Origin of the sequence: Nocardia sp. NBC_01730 (assembly GCF_035920445.1) — a bacterium.
GTDB lineage: Bacteria > Actinomycetota > Actinomycetes > Mycobacteriales > Mycobacteriaceae > Nocardia.
In genome coordinates this window covers 384555-409726 of the sequence record NZ_CP109162.1, presented here as the reverse complement: position 1 = coordinate 409726, position 25172 = coordinate 384555, and the positions used below count along the sequence as shown (strand labels likewise).

The window sequence follows — 25172 nt, the reverse complement described above, 5'->3', positions numbered from 1 at the left end:
AGGCCCATACAACCGGACGGCAGTTCACCAGGCGGGGTTTGCGACAATAGCCCCGTCGATTGCCCAGCTCAATGAAGGATGTCCGTAGCCGCGATGGCCGAAAGCATGATCGATCCGGAGGACCTCGCGACCTGCCTACGGGTCCTGGAGCAGGCCGGAGCGCTGGAAAAAGAACATCCCGACTCGATGACCGTGCAGCGCGCGGTCGGGCACATGTTCAAGAAGCTCAAGCAACGGCGCAGGTCCGAGGCGCGCGAGGCGGTCTCGGCCGCCGATCGCGCGGTGGTCGCGGCCACTGCGACCGGCTCGCCGAACCGGATCGATGACGAGACCGCCGGCATCCCGATCAGTTCCAGCACGGCCGGCGCCAGCGCGGGCACGCTGGTTCGCGCGCGGCCGTGCTATATCTGCAAGCAGCGATACTCCCGGGTGGATGCCTTCTACCACCAGCTATGCCCGGATTGCGCGGCGAGCAGCCACGCCAAGCGGGACGCTCGTACCGATCTGTGCGGGCGGCGGGCGCTGCTCACCGGCGGCCGCGCCAAGATCGGCATGTACATCGCGCTCCGGCTGCTGCGCGACGGCGCGCACACGACCATCACCACGCGCTTCCCCAACGACGCGATCCGGCGTTTCGCCGCGATGGACGACAGCGCCGACTGGCTGCACCGGCTGCGCGTCGTCGGAATAGATCTGCGCGACCCGGCCCAAGTGGTCGCCCTGGCCGATGACGTCGCCGCCCATGGCCCCCTGGACATCCTGATCAACAACGCCGCACAGACGGTACGCCGCTCCCCCGGCGCCTACAGCGCGCTGGTCGAGGCGGAGTCCGGACCGCTGCCCGCCGGCGCGCTGCCGGATGTGGTCAGTTTCGGCAAGACCATGCAGGCGCACCCCACCGCGCTCACCGCCTCGCTCACCCCGACGCTGTCCGCCGCCGACGTCGCCGAGCTGGCCTTGGTCGCGGGATCGGCGACGCCGGACCGCATCGCGCGCGGCGTGGCGATCGACGCGGGCGGTCTGGTGCCGGATCTCGCGCACACCAACAGCTGGGTGCAGACCGTCGCCGAGGTGGATCCGACCGAGCTGCTCGAAGTGCAGCTGTGCAACTCGGTCGCGCCGTTCATCCTGGTCTCTCGCCTGCGCCCGGCGATGGCCGCCGCGGTGGCGCGACGCAAGTACGTCGTGAACGTCTCCGCCATGGAGGGCCAGTTCTCCCGCGCCTACAAAGGGCCGGGACACCCGCACACCAACATGGCCAAGGCCGCGCTGAACATGTTGACCCGCACCAGCGCCCGCGAGATGTTCGAGGAGGACGGCATTTTGATGACGGCCGTCGATACGGGCTGGATCACCGACGAACGCCCGCACTACACGAAAGTCCGCCTCGCCGAGGAGGGTTTTCACGCACCGCTCGACCTGGTCGACGGCGCGGCGCGGGTCTACGACCCGATCGTGCAGGGCGAGAACGGCACCGACCTGTTCGGTTGCTTCCTCAAGGACTTCGAGCCCTCCCCGTGGTAGTCCGCCACGGCCTGCGCTGAAGCCCGGATCCCCGGTCGAGCGCGGGCTACCCTGGAAGGGTGCTGTACCGGTTGCTGGCCGATGCCACCGCCGCCGCGCATTTCGCCTTCGTGGCCTACGTGGTGGTCGGCGGATTCCTCGCGTGGCGATTGCCGCGTACCATCTGGCCGCACCTGGTCGCGGCCGCATGGGGGTTCGGCTCGGTCATATTCGGATTCGACTGTCCGCTGACGCACCTGGAGAACTGGGCGCGCGACCGTGCGGGCCAAGCGCGGCTGCCGTCGAGCGGGTTCATCGACTACTACATCACCGGCGTGCTCTACCCCGCGGACGCGCTCGGGCTGGTACGCATCCTGGCCGCCGTGCTCGTGGCGGCATCCTGGATCGGTTATGTGTGGGCCCTTCGACAGCGCCCCGGCGGGCCGATCGTTCGCCTGAATGCCCCGAGTTGAACGAAACTTCGCGCAGAGCAGAGGTTTCAGGCACGCATGAGATGGCGGCCGACGAAATCGGCGACCTCCGCGACGCGCTCGTCGAGGTAGAAGTGGCCGCCGGAAAACGTCGCTCGCTCGAATGCTCCGCTGGTGTGGCCGCGCCACTCGTCGGCCTGGCCGGGTCGCATGGTCGGGTCCTCGGTGCTCACGAGCGCCGCGATGTCGGAGCGCAGCGGGTCACCCGGCTGGTAGCGATAGGTCTCCACGGCCTGATAGTCCGCGCGCACCGCGGGCAACACGAGTTCGGCGAGACCCGGCTCGTTACGCAGCAGTTCGACCGGTGCCGGGTCGGCGGCCAACCGTTCCAGATCCCGGATCAGCTCGTCGTCGGAGGCCAGGTGCAAGCGCTGGATCTCCACGAAGGTCGGTGCGGGACGACCGGACACGAACAGCGTCGCGATCTGCTGCCCACCGCGCTCCAGCCTGCGCGCGGTCTCGAACGCCACGGTGGCGCCCATACTGTGCCCGAACAGCGACAGCGGGTCGGCCCGCCCGTGCGCCAGCACTTCCTCGGCGATCCGATCGGCAAGCTCACCGATATCCGTTATCGGCGCCTCACCCAACCGGTCCTGCCGACCCGGGTACTGCGCCGCGAGCACGACGATGCCCGCACCGAACCGCTGCGCCAGATCTCGATACGCCGCGGCCGATCCCCCGCCGGGCGGGAAGCACAGCAGATGGTGGCGCGCGGTCGCCTCAGATCGCAAGGTCCGCAACCACTCCGAGTCGGCGAAGTTTCCAGCCACGTTCGGTCTCCTTCTCCATCATCTGTGTCGGCGCCCGCACCGGACCAACGCGACCGTAGTCGTCAGGTGTGCCCTCTCGGGACCGACCGATCCTGCCGCGCGCTGCCACCGACCACCGGTCCAGTGCAATCGACCGGACACCGCCGTCAACGTCCTCCGCCCGGCGCGCGATGCGGCGCGGAACGGTTACGGCGTGAAGGTGCGCAGATGGTCGACGGTGACGAACGTACTCTGCGGGCTCGCCGCGGCGACGGCGGCACGCAGCGGCTCGAGACCGCCCCAGTCGCGGGCCGGATCGGTGAGCGGATAGTCGAAGTCGTCCCAGTGGGTGGGGAGCACATATCGCGGGTTGCCGGTGACGCGCAGGAGCCGCGCGACGTAGTCGACAATCTTTCCCCCGCCCGCGGGAAGCAGCAGCACGTCCGGTCGCAGGCCCTCCAGTTCCGACTCGATGTAATTCGATCCGCCGAAGTCCAGCACGCTCACGCCGCCGCCACTCACCTCGTAGGCGAGTGTGCCGCCCTCGACCAGATCACGAATCACCTTCGGCTCGGCGATCTTTCCCGCGCCGAGCCCGGGACGGGTACCCGCGAACGCAACCGTCGCCCTCGTTCCGGACGCCGAATGCAGCGACCGCAGCACCCGTATCGAGTAGCTGTCGAAACGGAGAAATTCACCGCCCGTGGCCAGGGACAGCTGATCCTCCGGTGCGCCGAGCGCGGCCATCAGGTTGAGATGCGTCTCGGTACCCAGCACCGTGGCGCCGGTCTTCTTCGCCAGGTATGGCACGTCGGCGAGGTGGTCGTAGTGCCCGTGGGTGACCAGAATGTGGTCGGCGCGCAGTTCGCCGCTGTCGACACAGCGGTCGATGAGCGCGGTGTCCACCGTGATCGACGTCTCCGGGTCTGCCCCCGCTTCGGTGTAGGTTCCGGTATGGAACCTGGTCAGCCAGGGGTCGATGAGCACCGTCTTGCCACCGGGCAGACGGATCTCCCAACCGTTGTTGCCCCACCAGCGCAGCGTCACGCCGCCCGGCTCGCCACTGCCCTGGGTCGCGACCGTCCCGCTCGGCTTTCCAGAATCCGTTGTGCCGCATGCGACCAAGCCTGCCAGAGCCGCCGCGCCCGCAGTTGCGCCGAGCAGCTCCCGCCGTCCGAAACCTGTCATGCGGGCATGCGATCACATCCGCGCGCCCCGTGTCCAAGACCAGCCGTGCTCCCTGGCGATATCGAAACAAATATCATCACAGCGTGGACCAGCTGCGCCAGCTGCGGTACTTCGTCACCGTGGCGGAAGAATTGCACTTCGGCCGCGCCGCGCAGCGCCTCGGTATCGCCCAGCCGCCGCTGAGCCAGCGCATCCGTCGGCTGGAGACCGACCTCGGTGCCCGCTTGTTCGAGCGCGACAGCCGCCACGTCGAGCTGACCGAGGCCGGGCAGATCCTGCTCGCCGAAGCCCGCGATCTGCTCGCCCGCTGGGACCGGACCAAGACGCTGGTCGGCAAGGCGCATCGGGGCGAGATCGACGCGTTGCGGGTCGGCGTACCGCCCGAACTCGCCGGGCGGATCCTCGCCGCGCTGCTCACGGCGTTCGAAGCCAGGGACGTCCGAGTGGACCTGCAAGAGCTGACGACCGCCGAACAGGTGCGGCTGCTGGCCGACCGGCAGCTCGACGCCGGGCTGTTGCAGCATCCGGTCGACGTGGTGGGACTGGAACTCGGTCCCGTGGTGGAGACACCGCTCGGAGTTGTGCTACCGCGTGATTCACCGTTGGCTGCGCGCTCCGCACTCGAGCTGGCCGACCTCGCCGGACACGGCTTGGTGATCTTCCCGCGCGCAGCGGCGCCCGGGTTCTACGACGAGACGCTGCGACGCTGCTGGGAGCACGGTTTCCGGCCCACGTCGGTGCAGCACGCCCGCAACCCGGAGTTCGTGCTCGGCATGGTCCTTTCCGGGCGAGGCGTGGCCTTCGACCAGGGCATGGTGGCGCAGAAGGAGCCGCGCGTGGTCTGGCGGCCGCTGCCGGAAGGCACGCTCAGTCGGCGGCTGTCACTGGCCTGGCCGGTCGGGGTATCCCCTTCGCTGGTGCGCGAACTGGCCGAGCTGGTCGTGGCCGTGGTGCAGGGCGACGGTGCGTCGCGGCCCGCGACCGTCCCGCTGCCGCAGCAGCGCCCGTGGAACGTCGTCTACGGGAGGTCGTGAGCGATACTCTCGATCGCGCGCACTGCGGCGGCGCCGATGGCGCGGTCCACCTCGGGCAGCCGCTGTACCAGCATCGATCCTCTGGTGAAAACCGCGACGGCGTATCGCTTTCCGTCGGGATACTCGACCACACCGATCTCGTTGCGCACGCCGGGCAGTGTTCCGGTTTTGGCCCAGATCTGCACCTGCGGCGGCAAGGCGGTGCCAGCTCACCTGCTGGCACATCAAGCGGCGTCGCGCAGGCTCAGTTCGACGTCGTCGGCGCAGCCCGCCGTGCCTATGCCGCCGAGCCGGTCGCCGGCCCCGGCCCGCACTCGATCGGCGGGGTCCAGCTCTCCCGCCGCGACCTGCCTGGCGAACTCCAGCACCATCGGCACCTTGACCACGGATGCGAGCACCACGGGCTCGTCCGCGCCAGAGCCCGCGTCCGCTCCACAGTCCAGGCAGCGGGCATACACCCACCCCCGGACGCCGACCGCCCGAAAGATCTCCTCCACCGGTGCAGCATCCCCGGCCCGCTCGGCGTCCGTCGCACCGGGGGTCGCCCATTGAGACCCATGTCGTACGGGCATCGTCCCCATTCCGGTGTAGGGCCAGTCGGTGAGTTTCCCCGCATGGGCCGTCGCCGACGGTGGGTCGCTAGAACCGCGGGATCGCCTTCGACGGCGTCAACTTGACATTGCCTGTCCAGTACTCGGAGTTCGCCATGGTGTGCAGAACGTTCGACGCTTCTTTGAGGTCGCCCGCGTCGGCGGCGGTGTGGTACCGGCTGGCGAGATGCGGCATGATGAATCTGTTCATCAGCTCGCCGCGTTCCTGGCTCCAACCCTTGAACTGCGCTGGTAGCGGGTAGCCCGGGTTGGACTGCACCTGGTTTCCACGGGCGTCTTCGATGATCTTGCTCCCCCCTGCGAGAGCCTGGATGCCTCTGATCTTGTCTCGGGTCGGCGTGTCGAAGTAATCGTGGAGGTAGTCGAGTTCGGCTCTCGTGAGCTCGGATTCCGGGACATGGTCGATGTAGCGGCGCTTCGCGAGCCGGTGCGCCGTCTGCTGGAACAGAGCCATGTTGGCGGGCGAGCGGCCCAGTTTGAGCACTGCGAGCGACGCCGCGGCCTCTCCGATGTACTTGTCACCGTCCCACACGCTGGGCGCGAAGTTCTGGCGGTAGTTGTAGGCCCGCATGGCGTCGATGATCATTTCTTGATCCATGAACCCGGCGTCTATCATCGCGGTACTGATATCGCCCATGCCCCCGCCGCGATTGACGATGCGGTCGACGGCCGCGGCGGCGCTGCGGGCCGTGTGCCGCCCGCCGTGCTCGCGGACGGCGCTCCTCGCGGCCTCGATGATCTGTTCACGGGTCCGCATGTAGTTGACATTCCAGCCCTTTTCGTTGATCAACGCGTTCGATTGCCAACCCCCGCGCTCCGCACGGTTGCGCAGTCGCGCGTTCGGATCGAGCGGACTGCGCTTGTTCCCGAGCAGCAACCCGGCGATCGGGTTGCCGTTGATGGTGTTGACCGCGGCGAGCCCGGTCATCAGCCCGGCCGCCATGGAATGCGATGTGCCACCGGGGCCCATCCCGAGAGCGGTGCCCGAGCCGCCGCCCTTGCCGCCCCCGCCCTGCACGGCGAGTGCGAACCGGTTGGCGATCCAGTCGTTGCCGCGGCCGAGACCCGCGCTCAGCCGCTTCAGCTGGAGAATCGCGATGACCTCCACGATGGCGCCGAGGACGAGCACCAATGTCACCTGGCCGTGAGCTTCGTGGAACAGATTGCCCAGGAACAGTACGTAGACCCCGAGAAAGATGGTGTATGCCGCCATACGCCCGGCCGCGATCACGCTGTCCACGATATTGCGCACCAGGAAGGTCTGTGTGGGCCCGTAGACGAATCCGCCTGCCGCGAATCCGAAGATCGACATGAAGCCGTGATAGACCGAATCCAGAGCGGCCCAGACGATCTTGATCCCGAGGTACGCCCCGAAGCAGAGCAGGACCGCTGCACAGAACAGCAACACCAGACCGGAACCGATCTGCCCCATGCTGGGATGGTTCGCCTTGGCATACGCCATCGGGTCGCCGCAGGCGCGCATGCCGTTCATCACTCGGGAGTCCTCACCGGACCGCACCGCCGCCGTCCAGGCGGCCGCGCACCGCGGCGACTCGTCGACCACGTGACCGAAGTTCCACACCTGCACCGGCCGCCGGGCGAAGTTGTCGGCCAGATCGCCCTGCATCGTCGCGATCAACTGGTCAGGATTCGGCGCGACGTGGCCGTTCAACCCCGCGGCCACCGAGATTCCGAGGTCGCGTCCCTGCGCCAACAGACCGTCCGACGACAACACTTCCGCCAAGGGCGCCGCCAGTACGAACGGGCCGACGAGCGCGACCCCCAGCATCGTCACGATCTGCATGGTGGCCTTGGCGTGGTATCCGCGTACTACGAACCAGCCGACGAAGAACGCGCCGATCGTCGCCGCCAGAGTCATCAGGATCGGGGTGGCGATCTGGCCGGTCAGGCTGTCGGCGACCCCGCTCAACGCCCGCCCGAAGGGATCCAGCCACTGGAAGCTGATCGCGAAACCGATCGCCCACACCGCGCTGGTCACGATCACCATGTACCCGACGAACTCCAGGCCGAGCACTGTCGACACCGCGGTCTCCACCGGATTGAACAGGCCGCCACCGCTGGTGGCGAATACATAGCCGGTCAACTGGACGCCGGCCGAATCCCGAATATTCATCCAGCTCAGCGCGTCGATACTGGATCCCGCCGTGGTCGAGTCACCCTCCCCCACCGCCATGGCGGTGGCTCCGACGACTCCGGGAAAGACGAACAACACGACTGCGATGGCCAGAAACGACACCACCCTGCGCCGCGCGCGCGAGGCGCCGACCCACGTACGGCACCGCCCCAGCAGCACCGGAAGCTGCCATCGGACCGGATCCCAGAACGCCATCTCCCGAGCCGACCATGACCTCCGCAATCCCGACTTTCGCACTGACGCAATGGGTTTCACGGCGGACAAGGAGAGGTTCGTCGGCACAGTCATCGGATTCTTTCGGTCGAAGATCGGTCGGCCGACATCAATGGGGCCCTTCACCTAAATTGGTACGTAAGTACCACTCTGGCAACCTGCGCTACCTTACTGCTCTTTCGCCCTTGCAATACCGGGCACTCCGGTCATGGCATGAACTGAGAACGATGGAGAGAAGCGCCAGCACGCTCCGTTCGATCAACGGTAGGGTCCGCCGAAAGCTGGCCAGAGATATGCAATCAGCGTGATCACAACATCACCACCAACCACCACCCGGACGGACTCGACCGTATGACCTGCCGCGGGCGTGGTCGACGCCTTGGTCGCCCGCGCCGATGACAGCGTCGGCCGTGATGTGCGAGTCGCGTTGGCGCGCACCGCATCCTGGTTGCTCGACGCGCCGGATCGCACGCCACATCACCCGCAGACCGCGGCCCCGAGCCCGGCCCACGCGGTGCGACACGGGCAGATCGCCACCGCCGCACCCGCCCTCGCCGAGTACCCCGACTACGCCTTGCCCGCACCCGCCCACGGCGCGGTTCGCCCCGCTCGGCGGCAGCCGACACACGGACCGGCCTGGATCCGAAAGGCGACTAACCAGCCGCGGGCACGTCTGCCATGAGGGCGGCCACGGCTTGCGCCAAACGGTCCCCGTCGGGGAGCCTCACATCCGGAGCGATCGTCTGCAGCACGCCGAGCCCCTGTACGAGCACGAAGTACAGCTCGGCCATCGCCTCCGCCTGTTCCGCGCGCAGGTGCGGGTGCGCCTCACGCAACGCCACCGCCATGTCACGATAGGCCCCGGGCAGGCTCTCGGCGAAGAATTTCTGCGACTCCGGCGACCGCGCGACCCGAACCAGGTTCTCCATGCTCGCGAGCATGGAGTCCCGGTTGTCCGCGAATACCTTGGGCATCACGTTCCACATCGCGGCGAACGCTTCGAGCGGTGCGACGCCGCCTCCCTCGCGGATCATCTCCTCCATGCTGTCGCCGATCGCGGTGCCAAGGGTGTCCGTCAGCGCCTCGGTGATCAGTTGCTCCTTCGAGCCGAAGTGATATCCGATCGCCGCCAGGCTCACGCCCGCGGCCGAGGCGATATCACGGGCCGTTGCCTTGGCGACGCCGCGCTCGACGATGACTTTCCGTGCCCCCGCCAGTAGATCCTCGCGATTTCCCATGACCAGAGGCTACAACGTCTCAGACAAACGTACTAGACACTCGTACCATCGCGCACCGCCGATGCCGGCGAGTTGCCGCCTCAGCGCGGCGAGGCCGCTCCGGCTCGCTAGTCTCGTGCCGTGCGGCAGAAAATCATCATGGACGTCGATACCGGCATCGACGACTCGCTCGCGCTGCTCTACCTGCTCGCGTCCCCCGACGCCGAGATCGCCGGGATAGCCGCGACGGCCGGCAACGTGCCCGCAGCACAGGTCGCCGCGAACAATCTCGCATGGCTGGATGTCTGCCACGCCCCAGACATCGAGGTCGCGCTCGGCGCCGCCGGCCCCATCGCGATCCCGTTGCGCACCACCGAGGACACCCACGGACCGCAGGGCCTCGGCTACGCCGAATTGCCCGCCGCCACCCGCCGTCTCTCCCCGCGCCCGGCCGCGCGAATGTGGGCCGACCTGGCTCGCGCGCACCCCGGCGAACTCGTCGGACTCTGCACCGGCCCCCTGACCAACCTGGCCCTCGCCCTGCGGATCGAGCCCGAGTTGCCGATGCTGCTGCGCCGCCTCGTGATCATGGGCGGCGCGTTCAACCACCCCGGCAACACGACACCGACCAACGAATGGAACGTGCACGTCGACCCCGAGGCCGCCAAAGAGGTTTTCGACGCGTTCGCCGCGGCGCCCGCGCAGCGCAGGCCGATCGTCTGCGCGCTCGACATCACCGAGACCATCGAGATGCTGCCGTCGCACCTGGTCCGGTTCGCTGAGCGTGCGAAAAGCCTTCCGGCGGAATTGGTTTCGGAGAATAATCGGCCCGAGTCCCGCTCCGCCGCGAGCAATCCGATCGTCCGGTACGTCACCGACGCGGTGCGGTTCTACTTCGACTTTCACCGCAGCCACGACCTGGGGTATCTCGCCCACATGCACGATCCGTTCGCGGCAGCGGTGGCGCTGGACCCGACGCTGGCCCGCACCCGTCCCGCGACGGTCGACGTCGAGCTGGCGGGCACCCTTACGCGCGCGACCACGGTCGCCGACTGGGCGGGCATGTGGGGCAGGGAACCCAATGCCGACATCGTGATCGGCACCGACCCGGAGCTGTTTTTCGAGCGGCTGATCACGCGGGTCGGCGATTTCGCGCAGGCCGTCCATCCCCCCGCCACCCAAGAGGTGCGATGACCGACGACGCGGCCACGGACCTTTCCGCCTTTCGCACCAGGCTCGACTTGCCCGGAATCATCGACGTGCACACCCATTTCATGCCCGACCAGGTACTGCGCAAGGTGTGGGCGTACTTCGACTCGGTGGGTCCGCTGATCGGCCGCAGCTGGCCGATCACCTACCGGGCCGACGAACAGGTCCGCCTGAAGACTTTGCGCGACTTCGGCGTTCGGGCGTTCACGTCGCTGGCGTATCCGCACAAGCCGGATATGGCCGCGTGGCTCAACGAGTGGACCGCCGAGTTCGCCGAGCGGACCCCGGACTGCCTGCACACCGCCACGTTCTTCCCCGAGCCGCAAGCGGAGGGCTACGTGAAGGCGGCCATCGAGCGAGGTGCACGCGTCTTCAAAGCGCATGTGCAGGTCGGCGGCTACCATCCGGGCGACCCGTTACTGGACCCGGTGTGGGGCTTGATCGAGGCCGCTCGGATTCCGGTAGTCATCCATTGTGGTTCCGGACCCGCGCCCGGCACATATACCGGCCCGGAACCGATCGCCGGTGTACTGCGGCGCTTTCCGCGCCTATCGCTGGTCATCGCGCACATGGGGACTCCTGAGTACTCCGAATTCCTGGACTTGGCCGAGGATTACGCGGATGTCAGGTTCGACACCACCATGGTGTGGACCGATTTCTCGGAAGCGAACGCTCCCTTCCCTACCGGCGAGCGCGGCAGGCTGCGCTATTTTGCCGACCGCATCCTGTTCGGCAGCGACTTTCCCAATATCCCGTACTCCTACCGCCATTCGATCCAGGTTCTCGAACGCCTCGAGCTGGGCGATGACTGGTTGCGGCAGGTCTGCTACCGGAACGCGGCCCGGCTCTTCGGCGTCGAATAAGCACCGGTGCCACGCACTTGTTCCTGTCGTATTGTGCCCCAGGGATTCTGTGTACCGCACGGGCCGAGAACGCCGAGCCCCAGCCCGTGCGGCCGCCCTCACCGGGTGCGGTCGAAATGGAACGGGCAGTGCGAGCCACCGCGCCCGATGGTCGTCGCCCTCTCGAAACCGAAGCCGTGCTTCGCCGGGTCGATGGCTCCGATCCAGTTCGCGTCGAACTCACACATCACCGGCGTCAGCTCGGCCACCGAATGCGCCACCAGCACATCGTGATAGAAGCACCGCACGACGTCTACGTGGTAGGTGCGGTCGTCGTCCACGGGACGGACAAAGGTGAAACCAGCACCGAAGGCCTGCCGCTCACGCGCCTTGGACACCGCGACCATGGCCGCGAAGGGGTCGGGCGCGGCATCCAGCATGGCGAGGGCGCCCGCCCCCACCGCGGCGCCGAGAGCGGTTCCACGAACGCACGGCGCAGCGCGGTGATCGTCGCCTCGGTGCCCAGATGAGGACGTAGAATTCGGTAGGCCACCACGAGCGCGGGGGTCATCCGTCCAATCCGGCTGGTCCACACAACCTCCCGGCACGGCGCCGGTGCGCGAACGCATCCTTCGCCTGCGCACGACTCGCCTGATCGCCGACGGCGCCGGTAGCCGGCGCCATGGGTGGATCAGCGGCCGTCGAAGGCCCGCAGCAGTTCCTCGGCCGCCAGCGCTGCGGTCAGGGTGCCATCGCGGACCTGCTTCTCCACCTGCGCCCGAATGGTTTTCACCTCCGGGTTGTCCGCCAGCCTGCGCAACAGCTGGTCGTGCACCATGGTCCAGGTCCAGTCGATCTGCTGGCGGCGACGCTTCTCGTCGAACTCCCCGGCGTCGGTAAGCACCCGGCGATGGTCCAGCACGGTGTCCCAGAACTTGTCCAGTCCCGTGCCTTGCAGTCCGCTCATGGTGAGCACCGGCGGCCGCCACAGCGCGTCGTGCGGGTGGATGAGGCGCAACGCTCCCGCGAGTTCGCGGGCGGCGGCTTTCGCCTCCATCTCGTGTTTGCCGTCGGCCTTGTTCACCGCCACCAGGTCGGCGAGCTCCAGCACTCCTTTCTTGATGCCCTGCAGCTGGTCACCGGTGCGGGCCAGAGTAAGGAAGCAGAACACGTCGACCATGTTCGCCACGGTGACCTCGGACTGGCCGACCCCGACGGTCTCCACCAGGATCACGTCGTAGCCCGCGGCCTCGAGCAGCACGATGGTTTCGCGGGTCGCCTTGGCGACCCCGCCGAGCGTGCCCGCGGTAGGCGACGGGCGGATGTAGGCGTCGCGTTGCACCGACAGCCGTGCCATCCTGGTCTTGTCGCCGAGGATGGAGCCGCCGGTCCTGGTCGAGGACGGATCAACCGCTAGTACGGCGACCCGATGCCCTCTGCCGATCAGATACATGCCGAGCGCGTCGATGAACGTGGATTTGCCGACGCCGGGAACACCCGTGATTCCGACCCGGTTCGAGACCGTGGCCGTCGCGGAACCGCCGCCCTCCGGTGTCACCTTCAGCAGCAGTCGCTGCGCCAGCGCCCTGTGATCGGCGCGGGTGGACTCCACCAGGGTGATCGCCCGCGCCAAGGCGGACCGCTCGTTGTTGCGGACCGCCTCGGCGAGCGCGTCGACATCGATCGTCCGGCGCACGGTCACCTTCGCGGCCTGCGAACCCACTTCGCTCATTCCGTGGCGGCGGAATCAGCGGCGCCGCTCCCGAGTTCGTGACCCAATTCGGCGCCGAGCTTCTTCAGCAGGTCGATTGCCGCGTCGGCGATCACCGTGCCGGGCGGGAAGATCGCCGCGGCGCCGGCCTGGTAGAGCTCGTCGAAGTCGCCGGGCGGGATGACGCCGCCGACGATGACCATGATGTCGGGACGTCCGACATCCGCCAGTGCCTGCCGCAGGGCGGGCACCAGCGTGAGGTGGCCTGCCGCCAGCGAGGACACGCCGACGACGTGCACGTCGTTGTCGGCTGCCTGCCGCGCCACCTCTTCCGGGGTCTGGAACAGCGGGCCCACGTCGACGTCGAAGCCGAGATCGGCGAAGGCGGTGGCGATCACCTTCTGTCCACGGTCGTGGCCGTCCTGGCCCATCTTGGCGACGAGGATGCGCGGACGACGGCCTTCGGCCTCCGCGAACTCCTCGACCAGCTCACTCGCCTTCGTGATATTCGTGACCTTTCCTGCCTCGTCGCGGTACACACCGGAGAGCGTCCGGATTTCGGCCTGATGGCGGCCGTACACCTGCTCCAGCGCGTCGGAGATCTCCCCGACGGTGGCCTTGGCGCGCGCCGCGTCGATCGCCAAGGCGAGCAGGTTGTTCGCCATACCGCCCTCGGCTGGTGTCCCAGGGTCGCTCCGCGGGCTCCGCTCCCATGCTGCGGCGCGGGTCAATTCGACCAGCGCCCGCCGCACTGCGTCGGGGTCGCGCTCGGCACGCAACCGCCGGAGCTTCTCGATCTGCTCGGCGCGCACCCGGGAGTTCTCGACCTTGAGAACCTCGACCTGCTGGTCCTCTTCGACCTGGTATTTGTTGACGCCGATCACCGGCTGCTGGCCGGTGTCGATGCGCGCCTGGGTCCGCGCGGCCGCTTCCTCGATACGCAGCTTCGGAATGCCCTCACCGATCGCCTGCGCCATGCCGCCGTGTGCCTCGACCTCGGCGATGTGCGCGCGGGCTCGGTTGGCCAGCTGATGGGTCAGCCATTCGACGTAGTACGAACCGCCCCAGGGGTCGATCGGACGGGTGGTGTTGGACTCCTGCTGGATCAGCAGCTGCGTGTTGCGTGCGATGCGCGCGGAGAAATCCGTCGGCAGCGCCAGCGCCTCGTCGAGCGCGTTGGTGTGCAGCGACTGTGTGTGGCCCTGGGTCGCCGCCATCGCCTCGATGCAGGTGCGCGCGACGTTGTTGTAGGCGTCCTGCGCGGTGAGCGACCAGCCGGAGGTCTGCGAATGGGTGCGCAGCGATAGCGATTTCGCGCTCTTCGGATCGAACTTCGCGACCAACTCGCTCCACAGCAGACGCCCGGCACGCAGCTTGGCCACCTCCATGAAGAAGTTCATGCCGATGGCCCAGAAGAACGACAGCCGTGGTGCGAACTTGTCGACCTCCATGCCGGCGTCGATGCCGGCGCGGATGTACTCGACACCGTCGGCGAGGGTGTAGGCCAGCTCCAGGTCGGCGGTCGCGCCCGCCTCCTGGATGTGGTAGCCGGAGATGGAGATCGAGTTGAACTTCGGCATCTTCGCGCTGGTGTAAGCGAAGATGTCGGAGATGATCCGCATCGAGGGCTTCGGCGGGTAGATGTAGGTGTTGCGGACCATGAACTCTTTCAGAATGTCGTTCTGAATGGTTCCGGCCAGTTGCTCCGGTGCGACGCCTTGTTCTTCGGCGGCGACGACATACAGCGCCAGGATCGGCAGCACCGCGCCGTTCATCGTCATCGACACGCTGACCTGGTCCAGCGGAATGTGGTCGAACAGCTGGCGCATGTCCAGGATCGAGTCGATGGCGACACCCGCCATGCCGACGTCACCCTGCACTCGCGGGTGGTCGGAGTCGTAGCCGCGGTGGGTGGCCAGGTCGAACGCGACCGACAGGCCCTTCTGGCCCGCCTGCAGGTTGCGGCGGTAGAAGGCGTTCGAGTCCGCCGCGGTGGAGAAGCCCGCGTACTGGCGGATGGTCCACGGCTGGTTGACGTACATCGTGGGGTACGGCCCGCGCACGAACGGCGCGATGCCCGGCACACTGCCGAGCGGATATCCTTCGGCGGCAACGTCATCCCGGTCGGCCTTGGTGAACACCGGCGGCACGTCGATACCTTCCGGCGTCGACCACACCAGCTGCTCGGGCGTGTGGTGGTTGGCCGCCGCTGCCGCCCGCACGTACGCCTGCACCTGTGCCGCCTCGACGGCGACCGCCTTCGGCGCGCGCTCGGCCAGCGGCACGTCGGCGAAACTGCCGATCAGATGCTTGATCTCGCGAGTGGTCATCAGGCTCCCGCCTTCTCCAGCAGGGCGAACAATGCCGCGACCGCGTCTATGCGCGCCGCGAGGAATCCGTCCGGACGCTGCGCGTCACTCAGTTCGGCGACGGCCTTGGCCGCACCGGCCAGCAGCACGGTCGGCACCCCTGCCGCGCGCAACTGCTCCACCGCGGCCCCCGCTTCCGCCGCGTACCGCGCGTCCGACCCGCACAGCACCGCGATCGGCGCGCCGGCTTCCGTTGCCGCGGCGGCGATTCCGCTCACCTCGAGCGGCCCCGGGTTGATCGATGCGATCCCCCCCGAGGCCAGCAGGTTCGCGACGAAGGTGACCCGCACATTGTGCTCGGCGACCGAACCGAGCGGCACCAGAAGGGCTTTCGGCCGCGCGCCGGTAGCCGCCAGGTAGGCGTCGGAGCGGTTGCGCAGTTCCTCGAACGCCGCGCCGTAACGGGCGACCCGGCCCGCCCGCCACGCTGCCTCGGACAGTGGCTGCTCGGCCAGGTTAGGGAATTCGTTGACGCCGGTGACGGCAGTCTTGCGATGCGCGACATCGGTGTCGCGCGCGGTCTTGACGTCGGCGATGCGCTCGGCGAGCAGTCCGGAGTCCAGCGCGGCGAGGTAACCGCCCGCCACCTCGATCTCCTGCATGAACTCCCACGCCTTCATGGCGAGCGCGGCGGTGAGGTCCTCGACGTACCAGGAGCCCGCGCCCGGGTCCTGCACGTGGCCGAGATGCGATTCCTCGAGCAGCAGCAGCTGGGTGTTGCGCGCCATGCGATCGGAGAACGACTTCGAGACGCCGAGCTCACCTGGTGGAAGCGCGGCGTCGAAGGGCAGCACGGTCACGGTGTCGGCGCCACCGACGCCCGCGCCGAACGCGGCGAGCGTGGTGCGCAGCATGTTCACCCAGGGATCGCGCTGGCTCATCATGGCCGCCGAGGTCACCGCGTGTTGCGGCGCGCCCCCGAAATCCGGTGCGCCGCACACGTGCGCGACCCGGGCCCAGAGTTGGCGTGCGGCGCGGAACTTCGCGGTGGTGGCGAACTGGTCGTCGGTGGCGGCGAACCGGAACTCCAGCTGCTCCAACGCGTCCGCGATGTCGAGCCCCTCGGTCAGCGACCGCAAATAGGCCAGCCCGGCCGCAATGGCCGCGCCGAGCTCCTGGGCATCGGAGGCGCCCGCGTCGTGGAAGACGGTGCCGTCCACGGTGATCGCGCGCACCGTCTCGGCGCGCGCGGCGGCCTGTCCGGCGAGCGTGACCGCCTCGATGAGGTCGACATCGGCGAGGCCGGCGAAGCGGCTGGTCAGCGGCGCGGCACCGAGGGCGACCCGAATGTCCTTGCGGGACGGCGCGGAATAGCCGTCCAGCGTGGTGAAAACCTGCGCCGCCGCGTCGGCGGCCGCGCTGCCCGCGTCCAGGGTCAGCGGAGCCAGCTCGAACAGCAGACCCGCAACAGCGGTCGGCAGGTCGGCCACCGGCAGGCCGCGCTCGCCGACACCCAGCCAGATCGCGCTGATTCCGTTCTCCAAACCAGCCAGGATCTCCCGGTTGGCCGTCGCGGCATCGCGTTCGCCGACCCGGGCGCTCACGTACCATCCGCGGTGCACGTCCCGGGTGGCGTCCCGGCCCCGGACGAAGGGGAAGGAACCCGGCAGCGGCTGCTCGGGCAACTCGTCGCGCAAGGTGTACAGCGGGGCAATGGTCAGCCCGTCATAGGTGGTCTCGTCGAGCAGCCGCTCGGGCTCCTCAGGAAGTTCGGTGATTTCGACCCGGCGAGACTTCGCCAGCACGCCGGCCACGCCCTTGCGCCACGCGGCGTACTCGGGCACCGGATCCACCCCAGGATCTGAAGCAATCGGCATATTGCTGTTCCTCTTCCTCGACACGGGCACACCGCCTGAGTGGGCCGGATACCCTCATATTCGCCCAGCTCAGCGACTACTTTAGTTAACGATCATTCGTCCCGCCTCCTTCGATGCTAGCGGGCGGTTTCACGCCGGTTGACCCTGCCCGCTACTACCAACCGGTAACCTGTCGCGGGTGACCAAGCTGATCCGAGACCCGCGTATCGCCGGGCTGTTCGTCGGCGCGGCCGCGTTGTTCGTCGCGGCGATGCTGGTTCCGCTGCCGAGTCCACACCAGATCCAGGACTGGGCGACCTCGGTCGGCCCCGTTTTTCCCCTGCTGTTCTTCGCGGTCCACGCACTGGTCACGGTGGCGCCGATCCCGCGGACCGTGTTCACCGTGAGCGCCGGGCTGCTGTTCGGTCCACTGCTGGGCAGCACGCTCGCGGTGGGGGCGACGACGGTCAGCGCTGCGCTGGCGATCCTGCTCGTACGCGCGCTCGATCGCGATCAGGTCGCCTCCCGGCTTACCCATCCCGCGGTGCGCGCCATCGACGACCGTCTGCGACGCCGCGGCTGGCTCGCGGTCGGTTCGCTGCGGCTCATCGCCGCGGTGCCGTTCTCCGTGATCAATTACTGCTGCGGGTTGTCCTCGATCCGGTTCTGGCCGTACCTGATCGCCACGGTGCTCGGGGTATTGCCCGGCACCATCGGCACGGTCATCCTCGGCGACGCGCTCACCGGGACGACGCATCCGGCGATGCTGGTGCTCTCCGGCGTCTGCCTCGCGGTCGGCGTCGTCGGCCTGGTCGTCGACACACGCTGGCAGATGACAACAACGCCGGTCCAGGAGCCTGCGCGTCGTTCAGTCGACAGTCAGTTCGATCGGGACGGCGATCACGTCCACCATGGCCCCGTTGCGTAACACCGTCACGGGCAGGTGCACACCGATCACCTCCGCGAACAACTGCCGCTGTATTCCCTGCGCGTCACGCACTTCCGAACGTGCCACGCTGAGCACGAGATCGCCGCGGCGTAGTCCAGCCCGGTCGGCGGGTCCGCCGCGGATCACTTCCACGATGCGCACCCCAGCGTCTCGGCCGGTCCGGGTGGCAACGGTCTCGGGCAGCGGCGCGGGCACGCCGACCAGCCCGAGCGGGCTCCCACCGCGACCACCAACTCGCCGACCACCAAAAGGTCCGCGTCCCCGAGCGATGCCGCGCCCGGCGCACCGCTGCGGGTGCGCAGCACCGCAAGATCCGACAGCGGATCGACCCCGATGACGTCGAACCGCACGTCGACCCCGTCGGCGAAGACCACCTCTCCGCCGTTCGCCCCGCCGATGACATGCGCGTTGGTCAGTTTGGACACCCTTTCGTAGCGAACTCGCAACCTTGCAGGTGATCTTCAACAGATCTGACACCTCGTACCGACGGCTGTTCACGCCGTGCCTGCGGCCAGCCCACGGGAGGTGGTCCTCGTGAACCACATCTTGCCGCCGGTGTTGCCCAGCGGTGGCTCTCCTCCTCCACGGTCAGATGCTTCTATATTTGTCAAGCTGTGCTGGTGTTTGGTGAGCTGAAGTCAGGATTCGGAAGAGTTGCCTGGTGACGTAGCGTTTCAGGCTGCGCATGATCTCTTTGGTCGTGCGGCTCTCGGCTCGTCGGCGGGCGACGTAGACGCGGGTGGCGGGATCGATGCGCATCCGCACGATGACGACGGTGGTCAACGCGCGGTTGACGCGGCGGTCGCCGCCGCGATTGAGTCTGTGGCGCACCGTGTTTCCCGATGATGCCGGGACCGGGCAGGTTCCGGCGAGCGCTGCGAAGGCAGCCTCGGACCGTACTCGCCCTGGATGTGACCCGGCGATCAGGACGGAGGCTGCGACGACGGCCCCGACGCCGGGTGTCGCGGTCAGGTCCGGCGCGGTGGTTTCGATCAGCGCGTCGAGGGCTTTGCGGTTGTCGCGCAGCTCGATGTCCAGCGCCCTGATCGATGGGCCCGTTCGCCGATGAATCCGATAACGCTATTGATGTCGCCCGTCGGGTGCTCGGATCCGACGCCTTCGCTGCGGTGGAAGCGCAGGGTTCACGGTTGCGTCCGGAACACAACGAGGTACAGCGGCTCGCCTTGGGCACACTGACCATCGACACCCCACAGGACAAGCCCATCACCTCGCGGTGGGACGAGTTGACTCCTGCCGAGCGGCAGGTCGCCATCCTGGCCACGGCCGGATGGACCAACCCCGCCATTGCCGTCCGCCGCGGGAAATCGGCCAGAACCATCGACTCCCAAATGGCCGCAATCCTGCAAAAACTGGGCATCACCTCCCGCGAAGACATCATCGACCACATCCCCAAAGACATCATCGAACAAGTCCGCACCGAAACCATCCGACGACCACAACGAAACACCCGCAAACCACAACCACACTGAGGTGACGTTCGCGGAGATGTCGGCGTCGCCGAGGTGTGTGGCCGAGCTGTAGCAGAGTTGGTGCAGGCGTAGGCCGTCGCCGTAGTGGCCGAGCAGTATGCGGGCGCAGTCGTATCCGAGCCTGCTGCAGCCGGTCTGGGGGCAGATGTAGCCGGGTCGGTCGTCACGCAGCGGTGCGGCCCGGGCCGGTATTCGGACAGAAGCGGCGGCCCGTGGTCGCGTCCGGCGATGAGCCTGGGCAACAGGTGGGCGGTGTCGGTGCCCCAGGTGATCCACATGGTGTGGCCGTCCTTGGCGGTGATCTTGGCTTGCTTGTTGGGCAGGTCCAGGTCCTCGACGTTGAGCGCGAGCACGGCGCTGGCTCTGCTGGCTGACTTATACAGCATCCGCCACAGTGTCTTCTCCCCGAATCTGCACGCCGCGGCGGCGGCAGAGCCGGTCGATGCGGGAGCGTGCGACGGCTTTGGTGGTGTCGGGGCTTGACCAACAACCGAACGGCCAAGGGCGGTAGCCGTGCTGAGGTTCGTTGAAGTACTGCCCGTGGCTGTTCTGACGTGGTCTGATGATGTCAGGGCAAGCTCTGGTGCGGGCTGCAGTACACGGGCATGCGCAACCCGCTCCACCACCGTCACCGGACCCGGCCGGATCACCCGCGCCGGGATTCGTAATTACGGAAGTTCACTCCGGCGGTGCTGTCGAGCGTGAGGTTCGCCGGTGGCAAAAGCCTCGACCTGCTCTGCCACTGAAGATGATCCACCGCAGGTCAGGGGGCTGCTAGTGGCTCACCTCCGCTGTCATAGGACAGCTTTGTAGGTAGCGGTATCGGTATGTCACCGATGTGGGGTTGTTGTCACCGACGCAGGGTGGTTGTCGTACAGGAAAAGCAGGTCCGGGCGCCGTCAGTGAAGCATCCGGATCGAGCGACTTCCAGCGATCCCGCATCGAGCAACGACGCGCACATATCTATGCATGAGGTGCTTTATGAAAATCCTGAGCCAGCGTTGTGCCACACTCGAATACACGGTGACAACTGCGAGTTCGGCGGCAATAACGCTCGATCCGGTGAATATCGGTGCGTTGCAAGAGTTTTCCGATTGCCTCTTTCTGCTGGTGGGTGTCGAGCGCAGCGACCTCGGGGTGGCTCGGCAGGCCGCGAAGGCGATCAACCGGATCGCGAACAAGACCGGTGCGACTCGGATCGTGATCAACGGTTTTTCTCAGATGGCCGACCCGTATGAGCATTGCGATGGGCCTACTGCTCAGCATGTGTTGGCGGTGCTGGCCGAACTGCTGTCCGCGCGTGGCTGGGATGTGCACACCATGCCCTTCGGCTGGAACAAGGAATGGACAGCCCACGTGCTCGATGGCGAGTGGGAGCAACGCGTCACGCATCTCCCGGCCTCGAACAACCAGTCCGAGGCGGTGACCACGCCGACGGTTCGGCACCGACCGGGAGGGATCATGACCGGGCTAGGAGCCCAGAACGACCATCCTGCTGGATCCGGGCCGTCTGGCCCCGTCCGGCCTTCGGTTCAGTCGCCGGACCGAGTTGTCCGGACCTAACCGCCTCGACGAGGCCAGAAGGCCTGTTAAGGATGGCGTCGCCTGGTACGTCTAACCAACAGTCGACGAGCTCCTGAGCCGCTTGGTGTCGTTGGCGCCCTTGGCCGTTGGGATGTTGGTCAAGCCCCTACACCGGCCGCAAACCCGCCCTCACCCCCGAGCAGGCACAGCAGCTGCGGGCAAAGGCCGCGGCGGGGAAACCAAAGTCCGTACTGGCCACTGAGTTCGGCATCAGCCGCGAGACCTTCTACAGCTACCTGCGCAAGCCCCTCCAGTGCAACCGGGCGCACGGCCGGTCGAGACGGCGCGCCCGACGCTGGGTCCAGCATGATCGAAACCGTTCGGTCGGAGAAACGCTCTTCCATGCGTCGGAGCGGGGCGCTCGACCTGCATCCGCCGCAGGTCTGACACAAACCGCCGCAGTTCGTCTACCACGCAGATGGTTCGGTATCGGCCTGCTACGCGGGTGAGGGCTGGCATGTGACAGGCACGGATCGCCGCGACGCAATCGAGAAGCTGGCTGCCGAACTCGAACGCCGCCTCCAAGGACCCGGCATACATAGCCGCACGATGGGCAGGCTGACCAGCGACTTACGCCACGGCCACAGGGTTCGAGCAAGCGACAAAGTGGCGACCGAGCACGTTGGGCGCCTGGACGTGCCCGAGCGTGGTGTGAGGTGATCGGGTCGGTCGCTGTTCGAGGTACCAAAGTCGGCAGGGCAGGCGTCGGTTCACACCGAGACTTCGTGGACTGCGGCGCCGGCCCGCACGTCGAGGACCGCCAGCAGGACCATCCGGCACACGGCCATATTCGACATGTGTCCGTGCAGGGTTATCACCGCGTGTGCTGCGGCTCGCCGGCATTCCTGGACGAGATCGACGAATGCGGGGGGCAGTGTCGCGTTCTGCGGTGCGGGCTCGTGGAATACCGTTCCCAGTTCGTAGCCGAGCGAGCGGGCGGTGTTGCGCAGCTTGTCTTCACTCGAACCCGAGTCGCGGTCATCGAGTAGATCGTCGCGCACGTAACCGTAGGCAAGGGGCAATAGAGCAGTTGTCATGGTGGTTCGGTTCCAGTCGGCCGGGCCACAGAAGATGTCGCAGACTACCTCTGTAAGCAGGATGGATCTGTTCTCGCGGGGCGATGTGCCACCTGTGTCACCTTCGGCTCGGCATGCAAACGTCGAGCTCGGCTATCGCATTCGTCGCCCAGTCGTGTCCCGGGCCGCGGCACCGTACCTCGCCGTATCCGGGACCTCGTCACAGCCTCGGCGGCATTGCCGAAGATGTCTGCTGCGATCCCTCGGGCGTCCTCGCTCGACTCGGTCACACACCATCGTGTGCCGCTATGGGATCGTGATTCCCGCTGACGGACCACCGTCGTTGGTGGTCCTTCCAGCGTCGTTGCTCGATGCGGGATCACTGGGAGTCGCTCGATCCGGATGCTTCACTGACGGCGCCCGGACCTGCTTTTCCTGTACGACAACCACCCTGTGTCGGTGACGACAACCCCACATCGGTGACATGCCGATACCGCTACCTACAAAGCTGTCCTGTGACAGCGGAGGTGAGCCACTGTTACTACCGGAACCCCTCGATGAGCTGATCGGGTACGTCCGCGATGGCGACACTGTGATCGTGCACTCGATGGACCGCCTCGCCCGCAACCTCGACGATCTGCGGCGGCTGGTGCGCACCCTGACCGGCAAAGGGATGCGGGTGGAGTTCGTGAAGGAGTCGCTGACCTTCACCGGGGAGGATTCACCGATGGCGAGCCTGCTGCTGAGCGTGATGGGTGCCTTCGCCGAGTTCGAGCGCGCCCTGATCCTGGAACGTCTGCGCGCCCGCGTGGCCGGCGGGGAGTCCAAAGCCGCGCTGGCCAAGGAATTCGGTGTCAGCCGCGTAACCGCCTACAGCTACCTACGCGCCGGTCTGCCTCCGCGTCATCGACCGCTGGTTGAGCTATACGGGCGCGGCTGATGGGGAATGGAACCGGGGCCGGGTCACCCGGCCGGGATGCCTCGATGACGCCGAGATGCGCTGTGAGACTGGACAAGCCGGTGAGGCGGCCTTGGCCGTGTGGGGTGCCGACGAGGAAGACCTCGATCTCGCAATCTTGCACGGTTCAGCAACCCCGAGCCGCGAGGTAAGGTGCCGGGCTATGAACACACATACGTGGCGAAATCGCTGCGAAATGGGTGTCCTAAGGTCAGCAGGAACCCGTCGTCGGTGAACACCACCGCCGATCCGTTCCCCCGCTTGGTTTGCACGCTGGCGACATGCGGCGTCACCGAAGCCGCGACCGCGATCACCGTGCGGGAATAGGCATCCATCGCGGCGTCGTCCATCGAGACCACCACCCTGATTACACGATGACAACAACACCAGGATGCCCACGCACCGCCCCGCGGCGCACCGTGTTCGCCACAGGCGCAACCGGACCGTGGCGAACCGGGTGCCGCTGGGATGTCCGCGGGACTCCGCCAGGCTGGACACTCCATTCGGTGCACTGTCCGGCCGATCCGGCGCGCGACCAGCAGGGCCCGCAGCTCTCGTGCACGGATGGTCGAGCACGCGCCGGGGCCGGATGCCATGGTCCGGCCCGCGACAAGTGTCGACAGCTTCCCGCGCCAAGAGCGGACGTTACGCCGACGGCACCCGGTCCAGGAAGCCGTGCACGCCGATGATCCGGTCGTCGGCGGAAAGGTTGATCACGTCGGAGCCTGCGACCGGTGCACTGCCGTCAGCGAGTGAGACCAACTCCCACGCGAAGCGCGCGACGTCGTGGTGTCCGTCTACGACGCCGATCCGACGGAACTCGAAACCCGGGAACTGCGCCTGCACTCCCCCGATGGCCGCCGCGAGCTGGTCGTGCCCGCTGACGTCCGCGAGCGGGTCGGTGTAGAACCCGTCCTCGGTCCATGCAGCGGCGACCGCCTTGGCCCTGGCCTCCTCCTCGGTGGCATTCCACGCCTCGAAGTACCGGTCTACCGCTTCCTCGTATCGCGACATGGCGAATCCTCCTGTGCAGAAATGGTTTTCGTCATCCGGCCCGGGTTTCCGGACCGGCTTCCTCCACGATGCCGTGCCACGTGCGCCAAGTCGATTACGCGCGAGGTAATGATCCGCCGGACCCGGATCAGCGCAGCCAGCCCTTCTTCTTGATGTAGGCCAGCGGAATCACCGCGGCGACGAGAGTCATCAGGGTGGTGGCCAGGAAACCGTGCTGCCATTCCAGTTCGGGCATCCAGGTGAAGTTCATCCCATAGAAGGTGGCGATCAACGTGGGCGGCACGAAGACCGCGGTGATGATGGTGAACACCTTGACGATCTGGTTCTGCTTCACGTCCAACCAGGTCAGCACGGATTGCTGCAGATAACGGACCTTGTCGTGCTCGAAGCCCGCGTGCTGCTTCACGCCGTCGATGTCGGCGATCAGGATGGTGATCAGGCTGTCCAGCTCGCGGTGCTCGGCTGGTGTGTCGGCCATGAGATGCCGCGCGGCCCGGGCTAGTTGCAGCTGGGTCTCCTGGGTGCGCGAGACGATCTCCTCGGCCGCGTTCATCCGCGACATCGTGCCACGCATGTCGGCGACGCCGATCTCGCGACCGCGCCGGTCGTAACCGTTGGTCGCCATCTCGATCTCGTCGGTCATCGCCTCCAGCGCGTCGCTGGCGTAGTGGATCACCCGCTCCGAAGCCTCGTTCAGCGCCCAGAGAAGCGCGTACATCACGCCGTGCGCGGAGCCCGCGAGCGCCGGATTTCGGCGCATCTTCGCGATCGCCTTGTCGAACGGGACGAAGTGCTCGGCCGGTTGCAATGTCACGAGAAAATCGCTACCGAGGGCGAAGACGATGGTCTCGCGCTCGATGGTCTCGCCGCGTTTGTAGTTGGCGACCACCGGAAGGTAGAGAAAGTTGTCGGTCTCCCAGACGCGGTCGCGTGCGGCGGCGAAGTCCACGCCGAGCCGTTCCCGGAGCACGGCGGCAGTGTCGGCGTCGTCGCGGGCCAGGGGAATCCAATGCTGCTGAAGCACTTCGGTGTCGAAACGGTCCGCGGTCACGGCGCTGAGGAGGGTGGTCATC

General features: G+C 67.2%; 28 protein-coding genes and 1 pseudogene. 12 read left to right on the top strand and 17 right to left on the bottom strand.

Features of this window, described 5'->3' with window-relative positions:
- Positions 1 to 78 precede the first annotated feature (78 nt).
- Complete coding sequence (locus OHB12_RS01915) at positions 79 to 1524, top strand: SDR family NAD(P)-dependent oxidoreductase (RefSeq protein ID WP_442799939.1); 1446 nt, start codon at positions 79 to 81, stop codon at positions 1522 to 1524.
- Positions 1525 to 1583: 59 nt separating this feature from the next.
- A complete protein-coding gene (locus OHB12_RS01910; RefSeq protein WP_327115568.1) occupies positions 1584 to 1976 on the top strand; it encodes a DUF2784 domain-containing protein in 393 nt (130 codons plus the stop codon).
- A gap of 26 nt (positions 1977 to 2002) precedes the next feature.
- Here OHB12_RS01910 and OHB12_RS01905 read toward each other — a convergent pair whose 3' ends face one another.
- On the bottom strand, positions 2003 to 2764 hold the full coding sequence (locus OHB12_RS01905) for a thioesterase II family protein (protein ID WP_327115566.1): 762 nt from the start codon (positions 2762 to 2764) through the stop codon (positions 2003 to 2005).
- 186 nt (positions 2765 to 2950) lie between these two features.
- Positions 2951 to 3931 carry an MBL fold metallo-hydrolase gene (locus tag OHB12_RS01900; protein WP_327115564.1) on the bottom strand — a complete coding sequence of 327 codons (981 nt, stop codon included), beginning with the start codon at positions 3929 to 3931 and terminating at the stop codon, positions 2951 to 2953.
- Between the two features lie 83 nt (positions 3932 to 4014).
- Between OHB12_RS01900 and OHB12_RS01895 the strand changes: the two genes are divergently transcribed.
- The gene (locus tag OHB12_RS01895; RefSeq protein ID WP_327115562.1) at positions 4015 to 4965 is read left to right on the top strand and encodes a LysR family transcriptional regulator; all 951 of its coding nucleotides are present in this window, start codon (positions 4015 to 4017) and stop codon (positions 4963 to 4965) included.
- On the opposite strand, the gene OHB12_RS01890 is transcribed toward OHB12_RS01895, so the two are convergent.
- The 3 genes from OHB12_RS01890 to OHB12_RS01880 form a co-directional block, all read right to left on the bottom strand.
- Positions 4950 to 5162 (bottom strand): serine hydrolase, encoded by a 213-nt coding sequence (locus OHB12_RS01890; protein WP_327115560.1) that lies wholly within the window; start codon positions 5160 to 5162, stop codon positions 4950 to 4952. The genes OHB12_RS01895 and OHB12_RS01890 overlap by 16 nt on opposite strands.
- 27 nt (positions 5163 to 5189) lie before the next feature.
- Positions 5190 to 5537, bottom strand: coding sequence for a serine hydrolase (locus OHB12_RS01885; protein ID WP_327115558.1), 348 nt, complete (start codon positions 5535 to 5537; stop codon positions 5190 to 5192).
- A gap of 67 nt (positions 5538 to 5604) precedes the next feature.
- Positions 5605 to 7926: a hypothetical protein gene (locus OHB12_RS01880; RefSeq protein ID WP_327115556.1), complete on the bottom strand. Its 2322-nt coding sequence runs from the start codon at positions 7924 to 7926 to the stop codon at positions 5605 to 5607.
- Between the two features lie 385 nt (positions 7927 to 8311).
- On the opposite strand from OHB12_RS01880, the gene OHB12_RS01875 reads away from it, so the two are divergent.
- Entirely contained in the window at positions 8312 to 8626 is a 315-nt protein-coding gene (locus OHB12_RS01875) for a hypothetical protein (RefSeq protein WP_327115554.1), read from the top strand.
- Here OHB12_RS01875 and OHB12_RS01870 read toward each other — a convergent pair.
- On the bottom strand, positions 8598 to 9182 hold the full coding sequence (locus tag OHB12_RS01870; RefSeq protein ID WP_327115552.1) for a TetR/AcrR family transcriptional regulator: 585 nt from the start codon (positions 9180 to 9182) through the stop codon (positions 8598 to 8600). The genes OHB12_RS01875 and OHB12_RS01870 overlap by 29 nt on opposite strands.
- A 138-nt stretch (positions 9183 to 9320) precedes the next feature.
- On the opposite strand from OHB12_RS01870, the gene OHB12_RS01865 reads away from it, so the two are divergent.
- Together OHB12_RS01865 and OHB12_RS01860 are read left to right on the top strand one after the other, a co-directional pair.
- Positions 9321 to 10355, top strand: coding sequence for a nucleoside hydrolase (locus OHB12_RS01865; RefSeq protein ID WP_442800060.1), 1035 nt, complete (start codon positions 9321 to 9323; stop codon positions 10353 to 10355).
- Positions 10352 to 11233: an amidohydrolase family protein gene (locus OHB12_RS01860; protein ID WP_327115548.1), complete on the top strand. Its 882-nt coding sequence runs from the start codon at positions 10352 to 10354 to the stop codon at positions 11231 to 11233. The genes OHB12_RS01865 and OHB12_RS01860 overlap by 4 nt, the downstream gene beginning before the upstream one ends.
- 98 nt (positions 11234 to 11331) lie before the next feature.
- Here the strand turns inward: OHB12_RS01860 and OHB12_RS01855 are convergent, their stop codons facing one another.
- From OHB12_RS01855 to OHB12_RS01840, 4 genes are all read right to left on the bottom strand, one after another.
- Entirely contained in the window at positions 11332 to 11673 is a 342-nt protein-coding gene (locus OHB12_RS01855; RefSeq protein WP_327115546.1) for an L-2-amino-thiazoline-4-carboxylic acid hydrolase, read from the bottom strand.
- A gap of 230 nt (positions 11674 to 11903) precedes the next feature.
- Complete coding sequence (meaB, locus tag OHB12_RS01850; RefSeq protein ID WP_327115545.1) at positions 11904 to 12944, bottom strand: methylmalonyl Co-A mutase-associated GTPase MeaB; 1041 nt, start codon at positions 12942 to 12944, stop codon at positions 11904 to 11906.
- The gene (scpA, locus tag OHB12_RS01845; RefSeq protein ID WP_327115543.1) at positions 12941 to 15253 is read right to left on the bottom strand and encodes a methylmalonyl-CoA mutase; all 2313 of its coding nucleotides are present in this window, start codon (positions 15251 to 15253) and stop codon (positions 12941 to 12943) included. The genes meaB and scpA overlap by 4 nt, the downstream gene beginning before the upstream one ends.
- Positions 15253 to 17109 carry a methylmalonyl-CoA mutase subunit beta gene (locus tag OHB12_RS01840; protein WP_327115541.1) on the bottom strand — a complete coding sequence of 619 codons (1857 nt, stop codon included), beginning with the start codon at positions 17107 to 17109 and terminating at the stop codon, positions 15253 to 15255. The genes scpA and OHB12_RS01840 overlap by 1 nt, the downstream gene beginning before the upstream one ends.
- A gap of 178 nt (positions 17110 to 17287) precedes the next feature.
- On the opposite strand from OHB12_RS01840, the gene OHB12_RS01835 reads away from it, so the two are divergent.
- Positions 17288 to 18016, top strand: coding sequence for a TVP38/TMEM64 family protein (locus tag OHB12_RS01835; protein WP_327115539.1), 729 nt, complete (start codon positions 17288 to 17290; stop codon positions 18014 to 18016).
- Here the strand turns inward: OHB12_RS01835 and OHB12_RS01830 are convergent.
- From OHB12_RS01830 to OHB12_RS01820, 3 genes and pseudogenes are all read right to left on the bottom strand, one after another.
- The gene (locus OHB12_RS01830) at positions 17957 to 18169 is read right to left on the bottom strand and encodes a PDZ domain-containing protein (RefSeq protein ID WP_327115537.1); all 213 of its coding nucleotides are present in this window, start codon (positions 18167 to 18169) and stop codon (positions 17957 to 17959) included. The genes OHB12_RS01835 and OHB12_RS01830 overlap by 60 nt on opposite strands.
- A complete protein-coding gene (locus OHB12_RS01825) occupies positions 18160 to 18462 on the bottom strand; it encodes a S1C family serine protease (RefSeq protein WP_327115535.1) in 303 nt (100 codons plus the stop codon). Before OHB12_RS01825 ends, OHB12_RS01830 begins: the two co-directional genes overlap by 10 nt.
- 163 nt (positions 18463 to 18625) lie before the next feature.
- Positions 18626 to 19084, bottom strand: a pseudogene (locus OHB12_RS01820) (transposase); the annotation flags it as partial.
- 2 nt (positions 19085 to 19086) lie between these two features.
- Here OHB12_RS01820 and OHB12_RS01815 point away from each other — a divergent pair.
- The 4 genes from OHB12_RS01815 (at position 19087) to OHB12_RS35990 (ending at position 21560) form a co-directional block, all read left to right on the top strand.
- Entirely contained in the window at positions 19087 to 19527 is a 441-nt protein-coding gene (locus OHB12_RS01815; RefSeq protein WP_327115533.1) for a helix-turn-helix domain-containing protein, read from the top strand.
- Between the two features lie 228 nt (positions 19528 to 19755).
- Positions 19756 to 20010: a hypothetical protein gene (locus tag OHB12_RS01810; protein WP_327115531.1), complete on the top strand. Its 255-nt coding sequence runs from the start codon at positions 19756 to 19758 to the stop codon at positions 20008 to 20010.
- Between the two features lie 486 nt (positions 20011 to 20496).
- A complete protein-coding gene (locus tag OHB12_RS01805; protein ID WP_327115529.1) occupies positions 20497 to 21090 on the top strand; it encodes a threonyl-tRNA synthetase editing domain-containing protein in 594 nt (197 codons plus the stop codon).
- Positions 21091 to 21197: 107 nt separating this feature from the next.
- The gene (locus tag OHB12_RS35990; RefSeq protein WP_442799938.1) at positions 21198 to 21560 is read left to right on the top strand and encodes a helix-turn-helix domain-containing protein; all 363 of its coding nucleotides are present in this window, start codon (positions 21198 to 21200) and stop codon (positions 21558 to 21560) included.
- A gap of 261 nt (positions 21561 to 21821) precedes the next feature.
- Here the strand turns inward: OHB12_RS35990 and OHB12_RS01795 are convergent, their stop codons facing one another.
- Positions 21822 to 22148: a hypothetical protein gene (locus OHB12_RS01795; RefSeq protein ID WP_327115527.1), complete on the bottom strand. Its 327-nt coding sequence runs from the start codon at positions 22146 to 22148 to the stop codon at positions 21822 to 21824.
- 463 nt (positions 22149 to 22611) lie between these two features.
- On the opposite strand from OHB12_RS01795, the gene OHB12_RS01790 reads away from it, so the two are divergent.
- Entirely contained in the window at positions 22612 to 23067 is a 456-nt protein-coding gene (locus OHB12_RS01790) for a recombinase family protein (RefSeq protein WP_442799937.1), read from the top strand.
- A gap of 179 nt (positions 23068 to 23246) precedes the next feature.
- Here the strand turns inward: OHB12_RS01790 and OHB12_RS01785 are convergent, their stop codons facing one another.
- From OHB12_RS01785 to OHB12_RS01775, 3 genes are all read right to left on the bottom strand, one after another.
- On the bottom strand, positions 23247 to 23435 hold the full coding sequence (locus tag OHB12_RS01785; RefSeq protein ID WP_327115525.1) for a hypothetical protein: 189 nt from the start codon (positions 23433 to 23435) through the stop codon (positions 23247 to 23249).
- 295 nt (positions 23436 to 23730) lie between these two features.
- Positions 23731 to 24099 carry a nuclear transport factor 2 family protein gene (locus OHB12_RS01780; RefSeq protein WP_327115523.1) on the bottom strand — a complete coding sequence of 123 codons (369 nt, stop codon included), beginning with the start codon at positions 24097 to 24099 and terminating at the stop codon, positions 23731 to 23733.
- A 127-nt stretch (positions 24100 to 24226) separates the two neighbouring features.
- Positions 24227 to 25171 carry a magnesium transporter CorA family protein gene (locus OHB12_RS01775; protein WP_327115521.1) on the bottom strand — a complete coding sequence of 315 codons (945 nt, stop codon included), beginning with the start codon at positions 25169 to 25171 and terminating at the stop codon, positions 24227 to 24229.
- Position 25172: the final 1 nt, after the last annotated feature.